Genomic DNA, 23,420 nt, shown 5'->3' on the forward strand with positions numbered 1-23,420 from the left:
CCATATCTTTAAGTGTCCAAGTATCCTAAATATCCCTCGGGCGATTAGTACTAGCGAACTAAACACCTCGGGCGAACCCTCGGTGCTTACATCCCTAGCCTATCAAACCCGTCTTCTACGGGAGCCCTCGTCCCCGAAGGGACTGGCTGCCTGTTTTCAGGATGGGTTTCGGGCTTAGATGCTTTCAGCCCTTATCCCTTGGTGCGTGGCTGCTCGGCAATGCCCTGTCGGACAACCGATAGACTAGAGGCACCGGCGGTTCGTTCCTCTCGTACTAGAACCACCTTTCCCTCAGGCAGCCAACACCTCCAGCAGATAGCAACCAACCTGTCTCACGACGGTCTAAACCCAGCTCATGATCCCCTTTAATGGGCGAACAGCCCCACCCTTGGATCCTGCTGCAGATCCAGGATGGGAAAAACCGACATCGAGGTAGCAAGCCGCGGGGTCGATATGGGCTCTTGCCCGCGACAACTCTGTTATCCCCGGGGTAGCTTTTCTGTCATCCCTGGCCCCCATCGGTGAGGCACAGGGGTTCGTTAGGCCCGGCTTTCGCCTCTTGGTTGCGTATTTTGGGCAACCAAGTCAGGCCGGCTTTTGCCCTTACACTCAACAGCGGAGTCCTGACCCGCCTGAGCCGACCTTTGGGCCCTCCTGATGCATTTTTAGGAGGGTACCGCCCCAGCCAAACTGCCCACCTACCGGTGTCCCCATACTTGGGTGAGGGACATGGTCATGGGAGGGTGGTGTCCCATGGTTGCCTCCACCTCCCCTGGCGAGGAGGTTTCGACGGCTCCCACCTACACTGTACACCCACAACCATGCCCCAACGGCAGGCTGCAGTAAAGCTCCACGGGGTCTTCGCTTCCCACTGGAGGTCTCCGGCCTTTGCACCGGAATGGTAGGTTCACCGGATTCTAGTCGGGGACAGTGGAGGTCTCGTTACGCCATTCATGCAGGTCGGAACTTACCCGACAAGGAATTTCGCTACCTTAAGAGGGTTATAGTTACCCCCGCCGTTTACTGGCGCTTCGCCCGGTTGAACCCGGGGTTCACGTACCAGCACTGGGCAGGCGTCGGCCTTAGTACACATCTTTTCAGACTAGCTAAGACCTATGTTTGTATTAAACAGTCGGACCTCCCTGGTCACTGCGACCAGCAACCCCACTTATAAGTAAGGTCGCTGGCACCCCTTCTCCCGAAGTTACGGGGCCATTTTGCCGACTTCCCTCGACTAGATTCATCCGATACGCCTTAGGATACTCACCTAGGGGCACCAGTGTCGGTTCTGGGTACGGTCATCTAAAATCCATGTCAGTTCCCTTTTCACGGGCTCCAGAGCTCGACCAAACCGTCCTAACGGACAGCTCATCGTGCTTTCATCCGGTTCTCGTTATTACAACTCTCCCCGGACTTATACACTTGACTACCCTGACAAAGGCAGTTAGCCTACCCTGAAGCGTCAGAAACTGACCTTGCGTTGCCGCGTGTATTTAGATGGCACAGGAATATTAACCTGTTTCCCTTTCCTTCCAAAGGAGTTACCTCGGAAGTTAGGACCGGCTTACCCACAGCTGACGAACATTGCTGTGGAACCCTTGCCCCTTCGGCGGTGGGGATTCTCACCCCACTTATGCTGTTACTACTACCGGGATCTTCATTTCTACGAGGTCCACTTGACTTCACAGCCAAGCTTCTGCCCTCGCAGAACGCCCCCCTACCGGATCACCTTTCGGTGCCCTCAGGTCTCGGTGGCCGATTTAGCCCCGTCCATTTTCGGGGCCCCTGACCTCGACAGGTGAGCTGTTACGCACTCTTTTAAGGATGGCTGCTTCTAAGCCAACCTCCCTGCTGTCTTAGGCCAAGGACGCCCTTCGTGTTCACACTTAACCGGCACTTAGGGACCTTAACCTGAGTCACGGCTATTCCCGTCTCGGACATACAGCTTACCCGTATGCCCTTACTCAGAGGCTGCGGCGACAACAGGTTCGGAGTTTGACAGAGTGGCGAGGGCTTTCGCCCCCTAACCACCCTATCAGTGCTCTACCCTGCTATCTACCTAACCTCCGGCTAACCTTAGGGTTACTTCGGGGGGAACCAGCTATCTCCGGGCTCGATTGGCCTTTCACCCCTAGACCGAGGTCAGAAGAGCGCTTCGAACGGCAGCACCTCTGCAGGCCTCCATCCCTCTGATGAGGGACTTCACCTTGCCCCGGCCTAGATCGCCCGGTTTCGGGTCGTATGGCTGTGACTCCGGGCCCTTAAGACCCCGTCCCTCGGCAAAGCCTGCGGACTTGTTGGTTTCCCTACGCCTCCGACCTTTAAGGTCTTAGGCTCGCCACAACCATACACTCCCCGGCCCGTTTTTCGAAACGGACGGCACAACCCTGGACTCTGTTCCTCGTACTGCCCTTTTGCAAGGGGTTCCTTCGGAACAGTTGCCTTTGGAGCCATGCCATTCCATCCCTATCTGGTTTCAGGCTCTTTTCACACCCGATTAAGGGTGCTTTTCAGCTTTCCCTCACGGTACTAGTACGCTATCGGTCTTGGAACGTATTTAGGGTTGGAAGTCGATGCCTCCCATATTCCCGCGCGATATCCAACGCACGGTACTCAGGGACACCTCAAACTTAGGTTGGTTATACCTACGGGACTTTCACCCTCTATGGTGTGCCATTCCAGGCAACTTCGGCATCCCTTCCTAAGTTTTGAAGAGGGCCCATAACACCACATCTCCCTTGCGGGATTCAGTTTGCCCTGTTCCGCTTTCAGTCGCCCCTACTAACGGAATCTCTGTTGATTTCTTTTCCTGCGGGTACTAAGATGCTTCAATCCCCCGCGTTCCCGATCCTCACGGATCGCCCAAAAGGGCAGGAAGTCCCATTCGGAAATCCCATGTTCCACGGCTGTATGCGCCTCGCATGGGCTTATCGCAGCTTACCACGTCCTTCATCGGCGTTCCAAGCCAAGCCATTCCCCAGATAGGATATCGGATATATAGGATACTTGGATATCACCAGATACAGAGGCTTATACAAACCATCATCTAAAATCAGGTTTTCAGTTCATAACCCTATGGATTATGAACCTCGCTATGGACCCGGCGGGATTTGAACCCACGGCCTCCGCCTTGCAAGGGCGGCGCTCTCCCAACTGAGCTACGGGCCCAGTCCTCAGCCCGCAACCATTTAGTGCTTAGTAACGACCTTTTTTTCTTAGGAGGTGATCCAGCCGCAGGTTCCCCTACGGCTACCTTGTTACGACTTCACCCCCCTTGCTGAGCCCAGGTTCGACCCTAGCCAAAGGCTAGGGCCTCACCTCAACCCAACTCGGGTGGTGTGACGGGCGGTGTGTGCAAGGAGCAGGGACACATTCACCGCAGTATGTTGAACTGCGATTACTACGGATTCCAGCTTCACGTGGGCGAGTTACAGCCCACGATCCGAACTACGATTGGGTTTAGGAGATTTGCTTCCCCTTTCAGGGTTGCATCCCATTGTCCCAACCATTGTAGCCCGCGTGTAGCCCAGGGGATTCGGGGCATGCGGACCTATCGTTGCCCGCTCCTTCCTCTGGTTTAACACCAGCGGTCCCCTATGAGTGCCTTCTCCCCGGAGGAAGAAGTCGCAACATAGGGCACGGGTCTCGCTCGTTACCTGACTTAACAGGACGCCTCGCGGTACGAGCTGACGATGGCCATGCACCACCTCTCAGCGCTTCAGGTAAGGTCGTCAACCTGACCGTCATCATGCTGTCGCCCCTGGTGAGATGCCCGGCGTTGAATCCAATTAAACCGCAGGCTCCACCCGTTGTGGTGCTCCCCCGCCAATTCCTTTAAGTTTCAGTCTTGCGACCGTACTCCCCAGGCGGCGGACTTAATGGCTTCCCTTCGGCACCACCTGGGCCCAAGGCCCAGGTGACACCTAGTCCGCAGAGTTTACGGCCAGGACTACCCGGGTATCTAATCCGGTTCGCGCCCCTGGCTTTCGTCCCTCACCGTCGGACCCGTTCCAGACGAGTGCCTTCGCCATAGGTGGTCCTCCAGGGATCAACGCATTTCACCGCTACCCCTGGAGTACCCTCGTCCTCTCCCGGTCCCAAGTCCAGCAGTATCCCTGCCAGCCCTACGGTTGAGCCGTAGGATTTAAACAGGGACTTACTGGACCGGCTACGGACGCTTTAGGCCCAATAAGAGTGGCCACCACTCGGGCCGCCGGTGTTACCGCGGCTGCTGGCACCGGACTTGCCCAGCCCTTATTCCCCAAGCTATTTACACTTGGGAAAAGCCTATGCTGTGCATAGGCACTTGGGGTCCCCCCATCGCACTTTCGTGCATTGTGGAGGTTTCGCGCCTGCTGCGCCCCGTAGGGCCTGGGGCCGTGTCTCAGTCCCCATCTCCGGGCTTCCTCTCTCAAGGCCCGTACCGATCGTAGGCTTGGTGGGCCATTACCCCACCAACTACCTAATCGGACGCAGCCCCATCCTCAGGCGGATGTCCTTTCAAGGAAGGATCATTCCAGACCTCTTCCCCTATGGGGTATTATCCTCAGTTTCCCAAGGTTATCCCCCACCTGAGGGTAGGTTAGCCACGTGTTACTGAGCCGTCCGCCATGGACCGAAGTCCATAGACTCGCATGGCTTAGTCGAACCCCAATAGCAGTGGCCTCCGGCGGGATCAACCGGAATTATTTGCTAAGCATAGCTTAGCAAACACTCTTTGGAGTCGGTCAAAAAGTTTTGGAATTGACTCGGTCGTTACTAAGTATCACTTGGTTGCGGGCTTACATCAAACCTGAGCTCCTATATTTTTCTATCTTTTCTCAGACTATCATTGACTGCATAATATGATGGTGGTTTGGATAATGTATTGTTTTTAGGTTTGGAACAATATTATTTATTATTTTATATATTCATGCTTGAATCACATAATAAAATCACAAAAATAATGAAATATAGTCAAATACCAAAATTAAATTAAAAATTATAAAATATTAACTAAAATATAAAAAATGTATGTAGTTATATAAATTAAAATTAACTTCCTTTTGCAATCTTTTCTAAATTATCAAGTTGTTCAGTAGTTCCAAATGCATAAAGCACATCGTCTGGTAAAATTACAGTATTTGGAGGAGGATTTGTTATTAATTCATCATTCTTTTTGATACCAATAACATTAACATAATATTCCTGTCTTATTTTAGTTTCAGATAACAGCTTTCCTGCCAATGGAGAATCTTTTTCAATCTTTATCTTTCTTATCTCTAAATTTTCATCATATTCATATTTAGCTATGGACATAAAGGTAGATACAAAATCAAGAATATCTGGCTTCAATGCAAGTTCGGCCATTCTTAATCCACCAATCACATAAGGAGACACTACTCTATCAGCCCCTGCAATTAAAAGTTTATCCATAGCAACCCTTTCATCAGCTTTTGCTACAATATATATATTTGGATTAATTCGTTTTGCAGACAAAGTAATATATACATTGTCTGAATCCCTTGAAACTGTGGAAATTAAACCTTTTGCTTCTTTTATCTTGGCCTTTAATAGTATATCATCAAGCGTGGCATCCCCAACTATATAATTAAAATTAGGATTATTTTCGAGCTCATTCTCTAAAAGTTCTGCATTGATATCTATAACTATATATTTTGCTCCGGATTTTTCTAATTTATTTGCAACAACTTTTCCACTTTTACCATATCCACAGATAATATAATGATTTTTTAAATGTTTTATTCTTTTCTCCATATCATTCATCTGATTTATTTTTTTAAAATAACCACCTATAAAAAATTCAGCAATACTTCCAAAGGTATAAAATCCTACTCCTACGCCAAATAATATATACATGGCTGAAAGGAGTTTCCCCAATTCAGTCTTTGGCACATAATCTCCATAACCTACTGTGGAAATTGTAACTATTGAAAAATACAATGCATCTAATGGATTTAATCCTTCTATGTCCATCATAATTATTGAATAAATTATAATTGAAGCCCCTAATACAGCTACGCTTAATTTTATTCTATCGATAACTTCCATTTTACCACATATTTACATTAAAATATAAATAATATATAGATGGTGTGATAATATAAATGTAAATATAATGCTGTATAATATGTAATTTCGTTTTACTCTAAATTTATTTAATTTTTAATTTATTTAACTCTATAATATATCTAAAACCATGAACTATAAAATGAAGATGATAATTATGGAAATAGGCATATTGGATATAAAAGGTTCATTACCTTGTTTTGAAAGTTTTGGAAATCTACCTACAAAGATAATAGATGAAAATAATTTTTCAGAAATTAAAGACTTGAATATGTTAATTATACCAGGAGGAAGTTTAGTTGAAAGCGGTTCATTAAACGAAAACTTAAAAAAGCACATATTAGAATATGATGGAATAATAGTTGGAATATGCAGTGGATTTCAAATATTATCTGAGAAAATAGATGTTGGCAGAAAAAGTCCAGTCCCCATTATTAAAGAAGGTTTAGGGCTATTAAATGTTGAATTTTCACCACTTATTTGCACAGACAGGGTTGAATTTGAATTAAAAAATGAAAGCATATTTGGAAAACCCCATGATGTTGGAAATGGCTTCCACTGCCACACATACGGCAATATAAAGATAACAAATAAAAAAACAAAAGAACTATGCACCTCAAAAATCAAAAAATTAAACTACAAAATAGTTGGAGATGTAGATATTATATCTGGTGTTTATTATAAAAATATCTTTGGAACAATGGTGCATGGATTTTTAGATAACAAAAATATTAAGGAAAATATATTTAATTCATTGAATATTGATGAAAATGAAAAGGAGCTCATATTAAAAAAAAATAATGATATAACCCATAGATTAAAAGCTAAATCCATAATAAATACTAACGCCAATAATACTAATGATACCAATACCACCAATATTAATAATAGGAGCTCCTTCCAATCACCTTTAAAAGAAAGTGATGAAAAAAAAGGATTAATTTTATTAGCAACAGGCTCTGAAAGTGGAAAAACCTTTTTAACAACAAGTATAGTTTCAAAATTAGATAAAAAAACTTTTGTTGCAAAAATAGGTCCTGATGTAAGGGATATTGTTCCATCACTATATATGTTAAGAGAACCTATGTTAAAATACAGCAGTATAAAAATCGCAGATAGGGGTTGGTGTGATGCTGAGGAGTTTCTAAAATTTGTTAAAGATTCAGATTATACTTATTATATCATTGAAGGAGTAATGGGTGCATTTACAGGAGCATTAAATAAAAAAAATTACAGTGGAGCCGAAATATCGAAAACATTGAAATTCCCAGTATATATAGTAGCATCATGTAGTAAAAGCGGTATTGAAGGAGCATTTGTAGAGAGTTTTGGATATTATACCTTGTTAAAGGAAATGGGGGTTAATGTTAAGGGAATAATATTAAATAAGGTATATAATTTTGAAGTATTTGAAAAGGTAAAAAAAATAGGAAATGAAATTGGATTATCTATATTAGGAGTTGGAAAGGCAAATATGAATAAAAGAGGTTTAATGCCAGAGGTTGAAATAGATTATGAAAATTTCTGTAAAAATGCCATGAATATAGACATAGGGCTCGAAATTCCGAAACTTGAAACCATCAATAAAAGATACGATAATACTAATAAAAATAATAATAAAAATAATTATAAAGACTTTGAATATTATTTAAAAAAATGGGTTAATCATTTAAAATAATTAAAATGGTATTATTACTAAAAGGGATAGAATGGATGAAAAAAAGATAGAGCAGTTAAGGCCCTATATTGTCAATTATATAAGAAACTTCCATAGTGACGATATTATATCGGAAAAAGAAAGGGTAGTAATAGATTTAGAAAAATTATACAACTATGGGATAGTGGATTTTGTAGAATACATCTGTGAAAATCCATACGGCGGATTAAAAATTATAGAAGAGGCATATTCAGAAGCATACTATGCACTAAAAAACGAAAATCCAAACTGCTCCATATCAATAAATAATATACCTAATGTATTCAAAAAATACAACAACAAATCCCTAACAATTAAAGACATTAAAAGTAGCACATTAGGAAAACTCATAGAATTTGAAGGAATTATTGTTTTAGCTACCAAGATAAAATCAATATTAAAAAAAGCAGTATATGTATGCAATAACTGTGGAAATAGGGTTGTTATAAATATTGACAATCCTTATGAATATAATCCAGAATCCAAACCTTGTAATAATGAAAAATGCAATGGGACACTTCAATTGGTAGAAAATGAATCAGAATATATAGATTTTCAAGAATTAAAAGTCCAACAGCCGTTAGATTTAATGGATGACCCAGAAGAACCTCCGAAATACATATCAGTATTTTTAGAAAATTCACCAGGCATATTCTGTGGAAGGGTAAAAATAATAGGAATTCCCATCAAATATCAAAGTAGCAAAAAACTACCTATTTATGATATACATATAAGAGGATTAAATTGTGAAATAATAGATAACAGATTGGAAAGTGAGCTCAGTGAAGAGGATATTGAAAATATAAAAAAAGTTGCCAAACATCCAAAGGTATTGGATATATTATCAAATGAGCTCATATCTGAGATAAAAGGATACGATATTATAAAAAAGGCCATATTTTTACAGCAGATAAAAGGGGTTAAAAAAGGTAATAAAAGGGCCGATAGCCATATACTTTTAATTACAGACCCAGGTATTGGAAAAAGTGTTATGTTAAGAAAAATAGCTGAGCTCCCGGGAAACTTATATGGTTCTGTAACCACGGCGTCGGGAGTTGGTTTAACCGCAGCAGTTGTACGAGAAAGAACAGAAATTGGAGATGATACCTGGGTTATAAAACCAGGTTTATTGGTTAAGGCAAATAAAGGGACTGCATGTATTGACGAGCTCACCGTTAATAAAGACCTTCAAAGTTTTGTGTTGGAGGCTATGGAAAGTCAGACAATCCACATCAATAAGGGGGGCATAAATACAAAACTTCCAGCAGAATGTGCAATTCTTGCTGCGTGTAATCCTAGATGGGGAAAATTTGACCCAAATGTTTCAATACCTGAACAGATAAATATACCTGCACCTATGTTGAGCAGATTTGACATAATATTTCCAATAAAGGATGAGGTGGATAGAGCAAAGGACAAAGACATAGCAAAACATATTATAAATATCCATAGGAAATACTTAAAAGAGGATAAAGGCGAGGCAAAAAGTGAAAAAACCAAAATCAACGGTGTAGAAATTGACGATGAATTTATCATAAAATATATATTATACGCCAGACAAAAAAAACCAATTATATCAAAAAATGCAGAGGACATATTGATAGAGTATTACACAAATATGAGGAGGAGTTCTATACAAATAACAGCAAGACAGCTCGAAGCTGCAATTCGACTTGCCGAAGCTCATGCAAAGGTGAAATTAAAAGATGTTGTAGATGAAGAGGATGCAAAAGAGGCTATAAATATAATAATGGAATCACTAAAAGAGATAGCTTATGACCCAGAAACTGGTATGATTGATATAGGTAAGATTACAGGAGAATCAAACAAAGACAGAAATAAAATGAAAGAACTATATTCGATTATCAAAAAACTTTCAGAAAAGAACAGTGAAGGATTGGTGTTATTTGAAGACATATTAGAAGAAACCAAAAAGAAGGGAATGGATGAGGAGGAAACAGAAAATATTATTAAAAAATTATTGAAAAGAGGAGATATTGACGAACCAAGAAATGGAAAATATCGGATTATATAATCATATATAAAAATTAAAAAAATATAATAAATAATAATATACAATAAATAATAAAATAGATTAAATTAAATCATGTATTAAATCTATTACATATATACATATAAGAATAACTGGGATAATAATGGACATAATATATCAAACTGCATCGGATTTTTTAACAAATGATTTATGGGTTATGCCAACAGATAGGAATATACTTGAATTGGATGAAAGTGGGGAACTTAAAGCATCCAACAACATTCCAGTTTTAAGGGTGCTTGCAACACCATCTTTAAAAAAAACAATTAGTAGGTTAGTTTATACTATAAAAGATAAAATGGTTTTATTTAAAAATAAAGAGGAAGATATTAATTTAAACATATTTAAATATTTAAATAAAATATATTTTAATACACCAAACAAAAATTATTATAGAGCAAAAAAAGCATGGTATCGATTCATTGGAGATTTATTTGAAGATATCAACAATTGGAATTTTAAAAAGGTAATGTCTAAAACAATAATATTACTTAAAATATTAAAACCACTGTTGGTATTTGATGTTCATGATGTATCAAAATGGAATCATATAGAAGGTTTTAAAAAATTTATAAACACGCTCCGCAAGCATAATATAAATATTATAATAAGATGCCCTGTTGAATCCACAAACTATGTAAAAAAAACTTTTGAAAACATTAAAATAAATAATATTGCTGTGATGAAATACTACGGAAAATCAAATGGATATAATATTTCAACAAAAGTGGCAGAATATCTATTAAAAATATCCAATGGAAATATAAATATTTTAAAATTAATATTGAGGTATTCAAAAAGAGATTTAAAAACATTGCGTGATTTAAAAATACCTTGGTTAAAAATAATTCCATCAATTGTTCCAAAAAAATATAAAAAAATAATGGAAATAGCATGCAATATAAAAAAATTTAACATAAACTGTATTAATAACTATTTAGATTTAAAGATACCAACAATATACGCTTATTTAAGTGATTTAGTGGATATGAAACTTCTAAAAAAGAGAAGAATCGGGAAAAACTTAGTATATAAATTAAATCTTGATAAAGAAGAGTTATTCCAAATAATAAAAAACATCGATTATAAGGACTTACATTATAGTGTCTTTTTAGAATCTCAGCAAAATTATAAGTTTCGACTTTTCGGATGATGTGCTATTTTATCGAATAATAAATAACATTGTTTTTTTATTAAAAAATGTGTTTTGTGCATATTTGTGGCATAACATTATTTTTACAATATGGTTCTAAAATTATATAATAAGAAATTAAGTATATAAATAATTTTCTTAAAAGTGTTTCGAGTTTTCGAGCTTAATGTATATATGAAAAATAAAAATGTATATCCAAAAATAAAAAAACAAAATTATTCCAAATGTTTTATATTATATTATTTTTCTGCTCTTAATGTGGTTATTATTAATAAAAAATTTGCTATATGATGTAATATAATTTTATAAATTATTATATATCATAAATTAAATAAATACATCATAAATAACTAAAATAACTGATAAAAACTACTATTTTTTATGTTGGTTTAATATATTGCTACTTATCCAAAATATAAGCGTTTTTCATCGAATAATTTTCTACGAATAATTAAAAATTATAATTTTCTTAGACACTTTCCAAACCTATACATACATTACGCTCGAAAACCCGAATTACTACTATTTTTGATTATCATAATACTTTTTCAGATAGTTAATATGCCTACAATCAGAGGATTGGCATGCTACACACCACCATGTACCAGTTTTTGATTTAAAAACTGTTGATATCTCTTTTCCGTCTTCATCGTAAAATTTAAATGAGATTCCACCAAATTCATCGGTTAATTTCTTTATTTCAAAACCTATTCTATTCACAGGGTAATACTTAGTTCTAAATTTCTTTTTCGAGAGACTTTCGAAAAGACCCGAAAAACTAAGGTCAAATATTTCAGGGCATACTCTCTTTAAAATTGCAATTCCTTTTGTAGTTAATGAGTATAATACTTTATGACCATTTCTATCCCTTTTACTTAAATTTAAAGCAGTACAAAGTCTTAAAAATTGTGATGGAATGCCCTTAGATACTTTTAGGTTTTCGGTTATTTGCTGGGGATAGGCTGTGCCACGAATTAACACATAATGCAAAATCAACTTTCTTAGGGGAGTAGATACTGTTTTATTTATGATGTATTCCATTATATCACCCTTTTTTTATAAATTAAGTGCTAATAATTTATAATTTATAATTTAATAAATTGTTAAATGCTATTTACTATATTATATCATTAGATTCATTTAACGATTTTTTTACATCGTGATTTATTATAAAATTCCATCCTATATATATTTTTTTATTGGATTATTAGTTTGTATCTAAGTTTTTATTTAATATTTTAATTTATTAGCAATTTATATTTTTTATTTTTTTATTTTATAATATATATTATGTTTTATATTGTATTATATTATTTATTCATAGTTATTTATATTATAAATATTGTATTCACGATTTTAATTTTAGTATATATACTAAAAATACAATTAAAAAAAACTTTATAATCATAGTGATAGTTTATATACTTTTTAAATTTTTATTAAAGTTATTTTTATAGCATTTTTGAGAATGTATTTTAAATATTTTTTAATTTTAATAATATATTCACATTTTAATTTATTTTAATCTTTTTATTCACATTTTAATTAATTTAGGGATAGTATTCATATATTCATATAATTAGATATATATAATAATAGATATATATACTACTAAGGAGTTTCGGAATTTCGGAGTTTTCGAATAAATAAATGCTCAAAATATTAGAAATATCCGAAAAGTATAAAAACAGGTTATGCACTAAGATGATATACTCTAATATTGGTGGTATTATGTTGGACCCTATTGAATTTATACAAAATGCTTCATCAATAACAAAAAAATCAATGAATAGATTAAAATTAAAGGCTAATCCTTTTTCCGAAAAACCCATAAGAGGCAATACTAAGTTCTTTGTAGGTAGGACCACAGAATTGATGGAAATTGCTGATATATTGGGTGCTGCTCAGTATGGTAGTGTTGCCAATGCAGCCATAGTAGGGACAAAGGGAATTGGGAAGAGTTCACTTTTGAATGTAATATACTATGCAGCAAAGCGACAGAATCACTGGGCTGTGGAATTGGAAGCATCCCAAATTACACCGAGACAATTTTTAATACAATTAATGCATGGAATTATAAGGGACAATTTATTTACTATGGATGGCACATTATCAACGGATTATTTGGAACACTCTCAAAAGATAATAGATATATATAGAAGATTGGATTCATATTCTGATAAAACTCCTGTTCATTACCCAAGGGAAAAAATAGAAAGGGATTTGGATTATCTCCTAAATAATGTAAAAGAAGATGGTAAATTATGTATAATATTAATTGATGAAGCAGACCAATTTGCTAGAAAAGGATGTTTAAGACTTTTACAATTTTTCCACTCATTTTTGTATGAAGATGGTATTTTGGCGTTTTTTGCTGGTTCTCCTACACTTATGGAAAATTTAACTAAGGTATCACCTGCAATGAGGGATAGATTACCTAAAATAATAAACATGCCTCCATTATCAAACGAAGAATCTTATGATTTAATACTGAGAAGATTGAAAGATGCTCAAATTCCCAAAGCGAAAGATTATGAACCATTCACAGAAAATGCAGTGGATGTGATTGTTGAAGAATGTGATGGTATCCCAAGGAAGATAATTATGACCTGCTCAGAGGCCATATCCATAGGTCTGAAAAAAGGATTGAATGAGATAGACGAGGATATTGTTAAAATGGCTATGAAAAAATTGGGAATAAGTGTAGGCCATCAAATCCTAAATCATTTAACACCAGCTCAATCAAAAATCGTTAAAGCACTGGCAAGTTTTGGAGGAAAATCAACAGTAACTGAGCTCGCAAAAGTTTTAAATAATTCACCAGGTACTGTGGGAACCCATCTTTCAGATATATATGAAATGGGATATATCTATAAAGAACGCTCTGGAAATAATGTATATTATATGTTATCAAAAGAATTAAATGATGTTTTAATAGATAAGGATAATGAGGATTTGGATTAATCCTTATTAGTATAATATAAAATAAAAAATCCTAAGATATACCTAAGATATTATATATTATATCATAAATAAATCAAATTATAAACAGTAATATTAAATATTAAAAAATGGTGAGTCTATGTTTTGTGATGTTCAAGCAACAGAACCAGATATAAAAGTTTCTCTTACAAGGGTTGGTGTAACCAATCTGAAAAAACTTGTTAAAATAACGAGAGAGTCTAAAAGACCCATAATATTACTACCAACTTTTGAAGTTTTTGTGGATTTACCGAGCTCCCAAAAAGGAATACATATGTCGAGAAGTCCTGAGGTAATTGAGGAGGTAATAGAAAATCTTGTCAATAAAGAAACCTATGGTATAGAGGAGCTCTCAGTGGATATTGTAAAAAAACTTTTTGAAAGGCATGAATATGCCAGCAGGGCTGAAGTTCTAATGCACAGCGACTATATGATGGAAGAAAAATCGCCGATAACTAAGAAAAAATCTCAGGAAATCTGTAAGATTATTGGGAGAGCATACGGTATAAAGGATTCAGAAGGCAACATTGTTATCAAAAAAATGGTGGGTGCAGAAGTTGTTGGTATTACCGCATGTCCCTGTGCTCAGAATCTTTTAAAAGAAAAAGCAGTCAATAATTTAAAGGAAAAAGGATTTTCAGATGAGGATATTGCTAAAATATTGGATTCAGTTGCCATTGCAACCCATAATCAAAGGGGTATTGGAACTATAATGATTGAAGTACCTGATGGTTATGATATAAGCATAAGCACAATTATAGATATTATCAAAAAATCCATGAGTGGAGAAGTGTATGAATTATTAAAAAGGGTTGATGAAGGTTATGTTGTGGAGATGGCACATAAAAATCCAAAATTTGTTGAAGATTGTGCAAGGGCGATGATTAAGCAGGTTGTTGATGAATTTAGCTACCTTCCAGATGATACTGAGGTTTTGGTTAGGCAGGTAAATAAAGAAAGTATTCATAGACATGATGCTTTTGCAGAGAGATACTCCAAAATGGGTGATTTAAGGGCTGAATTAAAATTAAATAATAAATAATAGTAATAATGGTTATATTCATATATTTATACATTATTTTATTTAATCTTATTTTTCTATCTATTTATCTACATTATATTATTTTAGCATATTATTTATTTTTATTTTATACATTTTATTAATTTTATTTAATATTTAATTTAATGTGGTATTATGAAAGTGCTTGTTGTTGGAGTAAATACCAGACCTGTTGTAAATTCTGCTAAAAAATTAGGATATGAGGTCTATTCTGTTTCATATTATCACCCAGCTGATTTAAAGGCAGATAAATGCGAATACCTCATAAATGATAAATATCATGGGCATTTTAAGGATAATTATGATGAGAGAAAATTAATATCCATAGCCAATAATTATGTGGATGATGTAGATTATATATTCCTTTGTTCAGGTATATTTGAGGGTAAGTATTCAAAAACACCAGATTGGGATGTTGTTGGAAATTCCCCAAAAAAGATTAAAAGGATGAGTGATAAATATTACATTACAAAAAAACTAAAAAATTTAGGGTATAATGTTCCTACAACATATCTTGCCCATAATTACACTCAACTTGAAAAATATCTATATAATTTAAAATCCATTGTTGTAAAACCACCCTGTGGAAGTGGAGGTATAAATGTTCATACTATATCTTTAAATACTTTTAATGACAAAATATATTATTTGCTGAAAAATTTAGAATATCCTGTAATTGTTCAAGAAATGATAAATTCAGATAGTTATAGTGCCTCATTCGTAGGTTCAGATTTTATTACATTTAATAAACAGATTATTAAAAATAACATGTATATTGGAAATATAACTCCTTATGTCCCAACTTTAAAAATAGATAAAAATAGTAAATATGGTAAAAACGGCAATAGTAGTAAGTATAATAATAGTAATAGTAATAAATGTAATAGCCATGATAACGGAGCTCATATTATAAATTCATTTCAAGAAATTATAGAATCTTTTGAGTTATCTGGAATGAATGGTATTGATTTTATGATTAAAAACGGAGCTCCCATTATCATTGAAATAAATCCTAGGATATTGGGAACTTTTGAAACAATAGAATTGTCGTCAAATAAAAATCTTGTAAAATATATATTAGAGCATTCAAATTCAAAAAACCAAGGAGTTTCACAGGGTAATATAAAATATAGTGAAATAATAAAGCCAAAGGTTCAATACATAAAAAGAATACTGTTTGCAGAAAAAAGACTTATAAGCTATATTAAAAAACAGCAAAATATTTTTGATATTCCAATGTATGGTGCAACAATTGAAAAAAATGAACCAATAGCAACAGTAATTGGAAAAAATAATAGTAATGAAATAAGCAAGGCGATTGATAGTATCTCAAAGATGGTGGTTATATGAAATTAAACAAAGAAGACATATACAACATGCTTGATAATCCATTAGTTCAGCAAGTTTTACTTGAAATATTAAATGATGATACAAGTGGATTTGATGTTTTGGCTGTGCTTATAGAATTGGAAGAAGTTACCGATGATGAGATTTCAAGGCAGTTGGATTTAAAATTAAATACTGTTAGAAAGTTGTTGTATAAGCTATATGATGCGAGACTTGTGGATTACGACCGAGAAAAAGATGAAGAAACAAACTGGTATACCTATACATGGAAACCAGCCCTTGAAAAACTACCTTCACTTGTTAGGAAGAAGACTCAACATGTATTAAAAGAACTTAAAGAGCAGTTAATTGTTGAAGAAAATAACATGTTTTTTTACTGTCCAAACTGCGAATTTAAATATACCTTTGAAGAAGCCATGGATTATGGATTTAGATGTCCTCAATGTGGTGGGATTCTTAAAGAATATAATAATAAAAATGATATAAAGATAATTAAGGAACAGATAAAATTCTTAGAAGATGAATTACGATTAAATCCATTATTTTCTACTTCAGAAGGGATAAAAAACCAGAAACGAGATAAAGTAGCAGTCGTTTAATTAAGTAATGTATAAATTTATAATTATAATTTAAATTTGCGAAAATTATTTTTTATGTTATTTTTACAATAATAAGTATATAGATACACCACTATGGCAAAGAGAATAATTTTTTTGGTGATTATATGGATAACTCTTTTTTTAATATATTGGAGGGGCTCCCCAATGATATTAAATATATATTTAATTCCTCAAAAATGGATGATGGTGAAAAATTATTAATTTCTGATATTCCTATATTCAATAGTCCTGAATTCATAAAATCCTATAATCTTTTATCAAAATTATGTGAAAAAAATGTAGTTATGCATTGTTTGGCGGTATCTGTATATGTATATGAGCTCGGTTCTAAAATAAAAAATAAGGGACATAATATCAATCTTGAATTGGCAGTTATAGGAGCTCTTCTGCATGATATAGGGAGAAGTAAAACACATGATATAAGGCATGGTATAGAGGGGGGGCATATATTAAGGCAATATAATTTTGATGAAAGGCTTGCCTTAATTGCTGAAAGACATATTGGTGCAGGAATTCCAAAAAATGAAGCTGCTGAATTGGGACTTCCAGAGAAGGATTATATACCTCTTACTTTGGAAGAAAAGCTTGTAGCACACTGTGATAATCTAATAAGTGGAACAAAACGAGTGGATATAGATTTTGTAGTAAATAAATTTAAAAATAGGATGGGTGTTGATGGTGAAGGACTTAATAATATAAAAAATAATAAAAATAATAAGAATCAACATTTACCTCCTGTTATAATCCGTATTTTGAATTTAAATAATGAAATAAATAATTTATTAATTTAAAACAGTATTTTAGCAAGGTAATATACACCATAGAATGAGGCTAAACCAAAGGTCATGCAGAAAGCACAAGTTATTATCATCCTATTTACCTTTAAACCAAATATTGGCACGGCAAATAAAATACCAAAAATTCCTGTACCTATCTGGACATTTTCCATGCATTTTGCAAGCTGTTCCGGCGTAACCGCAGCGATATTTGGAGCTACCTGGGAGATTGCATTTAGATACCCACCTATGATACCAGCTGTTGCTGGAATAACGCCACATATTATTATTAATCCCACTGCAAGACCATTTGCCGTAACACTAAGTAATTGATTTTTCAAATTTTGCAAATCTTCAAGCGTTTTTGCAAGCGTTTTAAGAACCTCTGCTAATTCTCCGCCATGTTTTCTATTTTCTATAATTAATCTTCCAATTTGCCGAAATATTTTTGAGTCAATACTGTTTGAAACCAGTATTATAGAATCTTCAAAGCTTAGTTTTTTTTCAGTCATTAATGCAACAATCTTTAAAAAAATAACATCTACTTCTTTAATACCACTATTTATAACTTCGTTAATTGCATCAATTACTGAACGACCCGATTCTAATGATAGTATCATTACATAAAGGGCTTTTGGTAAATTACGTTCGAATTTTTCTATTTTAGACTCATACATTATACTAGGAATGGATAATATGGAAAGACTATATAATACAATTAATATAACAGTGCTTTTTGAACTAAGATGCATAATATATTTTAATACGATTGGCAGTATGAATGAGAGAAATACCACTATTATAAAATAAGATTTTTCATTTAAATTTATACCTGCCCGTTTTAATATTATGATATTACGTTTTATAGTATAATTGTATATTTCGTGAATATTCACCATAATTTCACTCTATTTTCATTTTGATAAATATAGTAAATACTATAGTAGCCATTGGAGCTATTTTTGTTAATAATAAATTAGTGGTATTGATTATCCCGCTAAATCCCATGCCACCTTGAAGGGAGGATAATAGCATACCTGCAAATGGAAGTATCATTCCAACCCCAAATACAAGATTCCCTAGATTTGATATTTGAAATTTTGATGAATCAATTTTGGATATCGATTCTCTAATAACCTCATTATATAAATTTTTTAAAAGTAATTGGGCTCCCCCCTTATTTGCAGATATTATAAGTTGGGCGTATAATTTTTTCATCAATGGTATTTTAGTTCTTATTTTAGCCCTTTCAAGTGATTCTTTAAAACTATACCCTCCCCTATTAATATCATAAATTATATTTTTGAATTCAAAAGAGGCTATACCATATTCAGGATTTTCTGAAATATTTTTCATGGCTTCTTGCAATGACATACCAGAATTTAATGAGGAAATCATATGCAATATTGATATTAATATCTGAATCTTTATTTCCCCACGAGATAACAATAATAATTTTATTTTTGGATAAAATATACCTGCAATGAATAAAATAGCACTTGCAAATACTCCATTAATAATACCATATAATATATTTTCATCATATACTCCATTTACAAAATATATTACTCCAACACCCATGGATACAAACATTAATTTTAGAAAATATACTTTTACATCCCTAATTCCTGCATATTGAAAGTCTATTTTTGAAGGTAAATATTTAGTATGGGTCACAAAATATGAAAGATTTTTAGAATACTCATTAAGCATATTAAAATAACTTTTTTCAATTAGTTCATCCAAATCAATATCTACATCAACCTTCACATCTGGTTTTTTTTCAACATATACATCATAAAATTCCGTAAGTCCAATATCCTGTTCCTTATGAGCCTCTATTAGTTTTTTTACATGTGTTATTGACACTCTTCTTTTTTGTATTCTCCTCCTTCTGCCACCAATTTTTAAATCCATATATAATATATTATCTATTAATTTCCTTAATTCATCATAATATTTTAACATTGAGGTATGTATTTTTCTAAATAATAATGTCCTTTTTAACCTCAATTGTTTATATGATTCTCGCAGTGATTTGTGGGTTGATTTTTTCATAAAATCACCAGATATTATAATATTATATTTTTTAATAAATTTTCTGGATTTTCTTGATACTGCCTAATTAAATTCCCTACACCATTTACATCCCTTATATTGTTTTTAACAGCATATTTGAGCACTTCTATTCTATTTAATCTATCTTCTATGAGCTCATCCCTTGATATGCCTGCAATATTGCAAGCTTCTTCTTCCCACATACATATTCCTTCTTTTTTAATGCTGTCAGTAACACCCTCATACTTAAATATGCCTGTTTTTGAAATATCTTCCCCAGAACCTGTAATTTCCATAACACCCAATACTCTTCTCACAGTTTTTCTATTTCTTTTGATTCTTTGCTGATTTATAATAAAATCCAGGGAAGAAATCATAACTTTTGGAACATTCATGGGAGGATTTATTAGTCTGATTATTGCCTCATCTGCACTATTTGCGTGAAGTGTTCCGGAGCAGTTTGAAACAATGAATCCACCATATTTACCTGCAATATATGTATGGTTATCATTAACTGTCAAATCATATAGATATCCGTTGTAATTAATTTCCTCAACACTTACAACTTTGTCCCATTGCATATCTGAATTTGCAATAACCTTTAAATCTTCGGCATTCAATATTTCTGCTATTTTATTTAATATTGTTCTTGGAGGATTATTTACCCCTAATTCATAATCTCTTATTAAACTTTTGGTTTTTAATCCGAGCTCATCCAACAACTCTTCCTGTGTTAGTTTATTTTTTAATCTATAATATTTTATCAATTTTCCAATATTGGGTATAATTTCTAAATCATTACTACTACTGTCCTTACTATGTTCTTCAATGATTATTTTATTATCTTGGTATTTATTGCTATTAACATCTAATCTAGGTAGTGCAATATAATCATTAATATTTATCATTTCAGAATTAATTTCAAATATCCTACTATTTTTTATAATATATACAGGATGGTCATGAGTAAGGGTTATTTCTTTACCGCTTTTTGTTTTTATTTTTATTAATTTTCCAGAATATTCTTTTCTCCAAACTCTTGATATTAATTTATCTTCAATTTTTAATGTAGTTTTATTAAAACTTTTGATGAATATGTTTTCATCAGATATATCTATCCATTCAAATCCATTATTTTCTTTAATTCTTATTAAATTATATTTTTTAAAAAAGTTATCTACAAATTTTCCAATGTTAATGATATTTCCATTAGCTAAATATATTGGTTCATCTTTCACCAATGCACCATCATGACCTGTATTCATAGCAACTAAAAGAGAATGGGCCTCTTTACCTCTAACCTCTCCAACAAATATTCGGTCAGGCCTCATCCTTAAAGCATTTTTAATTAAATCATCCATTGTGATTTCATACTCTGGAATTCCAGGTCTCGGAGGCCTTGTAATCATTTTTATTACATGGTCATGAGGAATTTGCAATTCAGGAGTATCTTCAATAGTTACAATCCTGTCGGTATACATCGAAAACATTGAAATAACATTAAGAGTGGTGGTCTTTCCTGAACCAGTCCCCCCTACAATCAGAGTATTAGCAGGTTTAGCTCCGAAATATCCTTCAACAGCCTGCCATAAGAACGCTGCAAGTTCAAGGTCAAAAGTTCGGTATTTAATTAAATCAACAACAGTTAATGGGTCAGCTGAAAACTTACGAATTGTTAATGTGCTACCATTTAATGTAACATCTTTTGTCGTGGCATTAACCCTGCTGCCATCGGGTAAAAAGGCATCCAACATTGGCGTTCTGGCATCTATCGTTCTTCCAGCAAGCATAGCAATATTTTCAATAATTCTTGTTAGTTCACTATCATCAAGTTTGATATTCGTCTTGCACATTTGGTATTTTTTATGAAATACAAAAGTAGGCTGATTAACCCCATTTACCATGATTTCTTCTAAGTTATCATCATGTAATGGAACTTCTAAGAATCCGAGTTTTCCAATAGTTAAATAAAAATATTTGGCCAAATTTTGAATTTCAATATTTTTGAGCATCAGATTATTCTTTTCAGAGTAATTTAGTAAATACCTCTGAATTTCTTCGATTTTTTGAAAACCTCCATTTGAAATATCAGCTTTTATCTCAGATATATTTTTATCAGAAAGTTTGGAAAGTGCATCTATCATCTGGCTAACTTCTGGAATATTGTAGTATATTTGCCCCTCTTTTTTCCCTATAATTATGTTAAATACAACCCCATCAATATTCAAAAAATAATTATCAAATACATTAGATGGCATAATTTTAATAGTTTGATTGGTAATTTTCTTATCATATGAAACTTTCTGAGTTTCACTCTTTGAAGCAAGATTTCGAAGAACTATATTGGGCTCAGTTTTTGCACTCTCCTTTTCTATTTTTTCATTTTTTTTACTGCTGGGTTTAGAGACGGATTTAACATCTTTATTTTTAATTCTATCAAAAAGACTCATTATACCGCCCCATTTATTATAAGGTTACATCAATATCCAAATGTTCCGTTAGTTCTTTGTATCTATTTCTAATAGTTACCTCAGTAACACCTGCAACATCTGCAACTTCTCTCTGAGTCCTTCTCGTGCCATGCAAAACACTTGCGATATATATGGCAGCAGCTGCAACTCCTGTTGGTCCTCTACCACTTGTTAAGCCTTTTTCATTGGCTTTTTGAAGTATTGCAATTGCTTTTGACTCTACTTCCCCAGGTAATTTAAGTTCGGATGCAAATCTTGGAACATAATCTATCGGATTTGTTGGAGCAAGTCTTATTTTCAATTCTCTTGAAATAAACCTGTACGTTCTACCAATTTCTTTTCTATCCACTCTGGATATTTCTGCAATTTCGTCAAGGGTTCTTGGAACTTTACATCTTCTACATGCAGCATACAGAGCTGCGGCGGCTACCCCCTCAATACTTCTACCCCTTATTAATCCTTTTTCTACGGCGCCCCTATATAGAACTGCGGCATTTTCTCTAACATTTCTTGGAAGTCCCAATTTTGAAGCTATTCTATCCAATTCAGAGAGGGCAAATGCTAAATTTCTTTCAGAAGCATCTGAAACCCTTATTCTTCTCTGCCATTTTCTCAATCTATATAATTGAGCTCTCTTATCTGCTGATATATCTTTACCATAACTGTCTTTATTTCTCCAATCGATTACTGTGGATAAACCTTTGTCGTGTATCGTGTATGTCATCGGAGCTCCGACTCTACTCCTTTTAACTCTTTGTTCATGGTCAAATGCTCTCCATTCAGGACCTACATCAAATAAATTTTGCTGTAAAACACATCCACAATCTGCACAGACGATTTCAGCCCTTTCATAATCTTTAATAACATTTTTGCTTCCACAGATTGGACATATTAATTCTTCTTCTTTTTCGACAATAACATTTTTAGAGGAATCTTCATTAATTGGAGGTCTTTCCATTATTTTCCTTTCCTCTTTTTTTTCTTCGCTCTTTTTTTGTTTTGACATTAATTTCATTTCCATAATTACACCATCATGGAATCATAATGATTTTATATATTATAATATAATCTATATGACTAATAAATCTGGTTAAATAATTGATAATTAAATAATAACCAATATTATAACTACTAA

General features: G+C 34.1%; 14 protein-coding genes, 1 tRNA gene and 2 rRNA genes. 8 read left to right on the forward strand and 9 right to left on the reverse strand.

Going from position 1 to position 23,420, the window contains the following annotated elements:
• Window positions 1-24 precede the first annotated feature (24 nt).
• From METOK_RS03570 to METOK_RS03585, 4 genes are all read right to left on the reverse strand, one after another.
• Window positions 25-3,002 (reverse strand): 23S ribosomal RNA (locus tag METOK_RS03570).
• A 93-nt stretch (window positions 3,003-3,095) separates the two neighbouring features.
• Window positions 3,096-3,168: transfer RNA gene (locus tag METOK_RS03575), tRNA-Ala, on the reverse strand.
• A gap of 49 nt (window positions 3,169-3,217) precedes the next feature.
• Window positions 3,218-4,686, reverse strand: a 16S ribosomal RNA gene (locus METOK_RS03580).
• Together the 16S and 23S rRNA genes with 1 tRNA gene alongside form the textbook arrangement of a ribosomal RNA operon.
• 348 nt (window positions 4,687-5,034) lie before the next feature.
• Window positions 5,035-6,051 (reverse strand): potassium channel family protein, encoded by a 1,017-nt coding sequence (locus tag METOK_RS03585; RefSeq protein ID WP_013866867.1) that lies wholly within the window; start codon window positions 6,049-6,051, stop codon window positions 5,035-5,037.
• A 175-nt stretch (window positions 6,052-6,226) separates the two neighbouring features.
• Here METOK_RS03585 and METOK_RS03590 point away from each other — a divergent pair, with 175 nt between their 5' ends.
• The 3 genes from METOK_RS03590 (at window position 6,227) to METOK_RS03600 (ending at window position 10,971) form a co-directional block, all read left to right on the forward strand.
• Entirely contained in the window at window positions 6,227-7,747 is a 1,521-nt protein-coding gene (locus METOK_RS03590; protein WP_048057866.1) for a cobyrinic acid a,c-diamide synthase, read from the forward strand.
• 31 nt (window positions 7,748-7,778) lie between these two features.
• A complete protein-coding gene (locus METOK_RS03595) occupies window positions 7,779-9,800 on the forward strand; it encodes an ATP-binding protein (RefSeq protein ID WP_013866869.1) in 2,022 nt (673 codons plus the stop codon).
• 121 nt (window positions 9,801-9,921) lie between these two features.
• Complete coding sequence (locus METOK_RS03600; RefSeq protein WP_013866870.1) at window positions 9,922-10,971, forward strand: helix-turn-helix domain-containing protein; 1,050 nt, start codon at window positions 9,922-9,924, stop codon at window positions 10,969-10,971.
• Between the two features lie 522 nt (window positions 10,972-11,493).
• On the opposite strand, the gene METOK_RS03605 is transcribed toward METOK_RS03600, so the two are convergent.
• Entirely contained in the window at window positions 11,494-12,012 is a 519-nt protein-coding gene (locus tag METOK_RS03605) for a MarR family winged helix-turn-helix transcriptional regulator (RefSeq protein WP_013866871.1), read from the reverse strand.
• A 690-nt stretch (window positions 12,013-12,702) separates the two neighbouring features.
• On the opposite strand from METOK_RS03605, the gene METOK_RS03610 reads away from it, so the two are divergent.
• The 5 genes from METOK_RS03610 to METOK_RS03630 all read left to right on the forward strand — a co-directional run bounded on the left by METOK_RS03610 (window position 12,703) and on the right by METOK_RS03630 (window position 17,771).
• The gene (locus tag METOK_RS03610) at window positions 12,703-13,935 is read left to right on the forward strand and encodes an AAA family ATPase (RefSeq protein ID WP_013866872.1); all 1,233 of its coding nucleotides are present in this window, start codon (window positions 12,703-12,705) and stop codon (window positions 13,933-13,935) included.
• Between the two features lie 118 nt (window positions 13,936-14,053).
• Complete coding sequence (gene mptA, locus METOK_RS03615; protein WP_013866873.1) at window positions 14,054-14,995, forward strand: GTP cyclohydrolase MptA; 942 nt, start codon at window positions 14,054-14,056, stop codon at window positions 14,993-14,995.
• A 153-nt stretch (window positions 14,996-15,148) separates the two neighbouring features.
• The gene (locus METOK_RS03620; RefSeq protein ID WP_013866874.1) at window positions 15,149-16,363 is read left to right on the forward strand and encodes an ATP-grasp domain-containing protein; all 1,215 of its coding nucleotides are present in this window, start codon (window positions 15,149-15,151) and stop codon (window positions 16,361-16,363) included.
• Window positions 16,360-16,959 carry a transcription factor E gene (gene tfe, locus METOK_RS03625; protein ID WP_013866875.1) on the forward strand — a complete coding sequence of 200 codons (600 nt, stop codon included), beginning with the start codon at window positions 16,360-16,362 and terminating at the stop codon, window positions 16,957-16,959. Before METOK_RS03620 ends, tfe begins: the two co-directional genes overlap by 4 nt.
• A 197-nt stretch (window positions 16,960-17,156) precedes the next feature.
• Window positions 17,157-17,771 carry a TIGR00295 family protein gene (locus tag METOK_RS03630; protein ID WP_157198904.1) on the forward strand — a complete coding sequence of 205 codons (615 nt, stop codon included), beginning with the start codon at window positions 17,157-17,159 and terminating at the stop codon, window positions 17,769-17,771.
• Here METOK_RS03630 and METOK_RS03635 read toward each other — a convergent pair.
• Genes METOK_RS03635 through METOK_RS03650 form a run of 4 tightly spaced genes read right to left on the reverse strand, consistent with a single transcriptional unit; the run spans window position 17,768 to window position 23,291 of the window.
• Window positions 17,768-18,655, reverse strand: coding sequence for a type II secretion system F family protein (locus tag METOK_RS03635; RefSeq protein ID WP_013866877.1), 888 nt, complete (start codon window positions 18,653-18,655; stop codon window positions 17,768-17,770). The two genes, METOK_RS03630 and METOK_RS03635, sit on opposite strands and share 4 nt — an antisense overlap.
• A gap of 4 nt (window positions 18,656-18,659) precedes the next feature.
• The gene (locus tag METOK_RS03640) at window positions 18,660-19,814 is read right to left on the reverse strand and encodes a type II secretion system F family protein (protein ID WP_013866878.1); all 1,155 of its coding nucleotides are present in this window, start codon (window positions 19,812-19,814) and stop codon (window positions 18,660-18,662) included.
• A 14-nt stretch (window positions 19,815-19,828) separates the two neighbouring features.
• Complete coding sequence (locus METOK_RS03645) at window positions 19,829-22,264, reverse strand: ATPase, T2SS/T4P/T4SS family (RefSeq protein WP_013866879.1); 2,436 nt, start codon at window positions 22,262-22,264, stop codon at window positions 19,829-19,831.
• Window positions 22,265-22,280: 16 nt separating this feature from the next.
• Window positions 22,281-23,291 carry a transcription initiation factor IIB gene (locus METOK_RS03650; protein ID WP_013866880.1) on the reverse strand — a complete coding sequence of 337 codons (1,011 nt, stop codon included), beginning with the start codon at window positions 23,289-23,291 and terminating at the stop codon, window positions 22,281-22,283.
• Window positions 23,292-23,420 lie beyond the last annotated feature (129 nt).

The organism is Methanothermococcus okinawensis IH1, from assembly GCF_000179575.2.
Taxonomy (GTDB): Archaea; AGJL01; Methanococci; order Methanococcales; family Methanococcaceae; genus Methanofervidicoccus; species Methanofervidicoccus okinawensis.

What these genes read in the sequence shown, in the direction of transcription:
- METOK_RS03620 (WP_013866874.1), top strand. Translation starts at nt 15,149, where the DNA reads ATGAAAGTGCTTGTTGTTGGAGTAAATACCAGACCTGTTGTAAATTCT.
- METOK_RS03590 (WP_048057866.1), top strand. Translation starts at nt 6,227, where the DNA reads ATGGAAATAGGCATATTGGATATAAAAGGTTCATTACCTTGTTTTGAA.
- METOK_RS03645 (WP_013866879.1), bottom strand. Translation starts at nt 22,264, where the DNA reads ATGAGTCTTTTTGATAGAATTAAAAATAAAGATGTTAAATCCGTCTCT.
- METOK_RS03610 (WP_013866872.1), top strand. Translation starts at nt 12,703, where the DNA reads ATGTTGGACCCTATTGAATTTATACAAAATGCTTCATCAATAACAAAA.
- mptA (WP_013866873.1), top strand. Translation starts at nt 14,054, where the DNA reads ATGTTTTGTGATGTTCAAGCAACAGAACCAGATATAAAAGTTTCTCTT.
- METOK_RS03600 (WP_013866870.1), top strand. Translation starts at nt 9,922, where the DNA reads ATGGACATAATATATCAAACTGCATCGGATTTTTTAACAAATGATTTA.
- METOK_RS03650 (WP_013866880.1), bottom strand. Translation starts at nt 23,291, where the DNA reads ATGTCAAAACAAAAAAAGAGCGAAGAAAAAAAAGAGGAAAGGAAAATA.
- METOK_RS03595 (WP_013866869.1), top strand. Translation starts at nt 7,779, where the DNA reads ATGGATGAAAAAAAGATAGAGCAGTTAAGGCCCTATATTGTCAATTAT.
- METOK_RS03640 (WP_013866878.1), bottom strand. Translation starts at nt 19,814, where the DNA reads ATGAAAAAATCAACCCACAAATCACTGCGAGAATCATATAAACAATTG.
- METOK_RS03585 (WP_013866867.1), bottom strand. Translation starts at nt 6,051, where the DNA reads ATGGAAGTTATCGATAGAATAAAATTAAGCGTAGCTGTATTAGGGGCT.
- METOK_RS03630 (WP_157198904.1), top strand. Translation starts at nt 17,157, where the DNA reads ATGGATGATGGTGAAAAATTATTAATTTCTGATATTCCTATATTCAAT.
- METOK_RS03605 (WP_013866871.1), bottom strand. Translation starts at nt 12,012, where the DNA reads ATGGAATACATCATAAATAAAACAGTATCTACTCCCCTAAGAAAGTTG.
- tfe (WP_013866875.1), top strand. Translation starts at nt 16,360, where the DNA reads ATGAAATTAAACAAAGAAGACATATACAACATGCTTGATAATCCATTA.
- METOK_RS03635 (WP_013866877.1), bottom strand. Translation starts at nt 18,655, where the DNA reads ATGGTGAATATTCACGAAATATACAATTATACTATAAAACGTAATATC.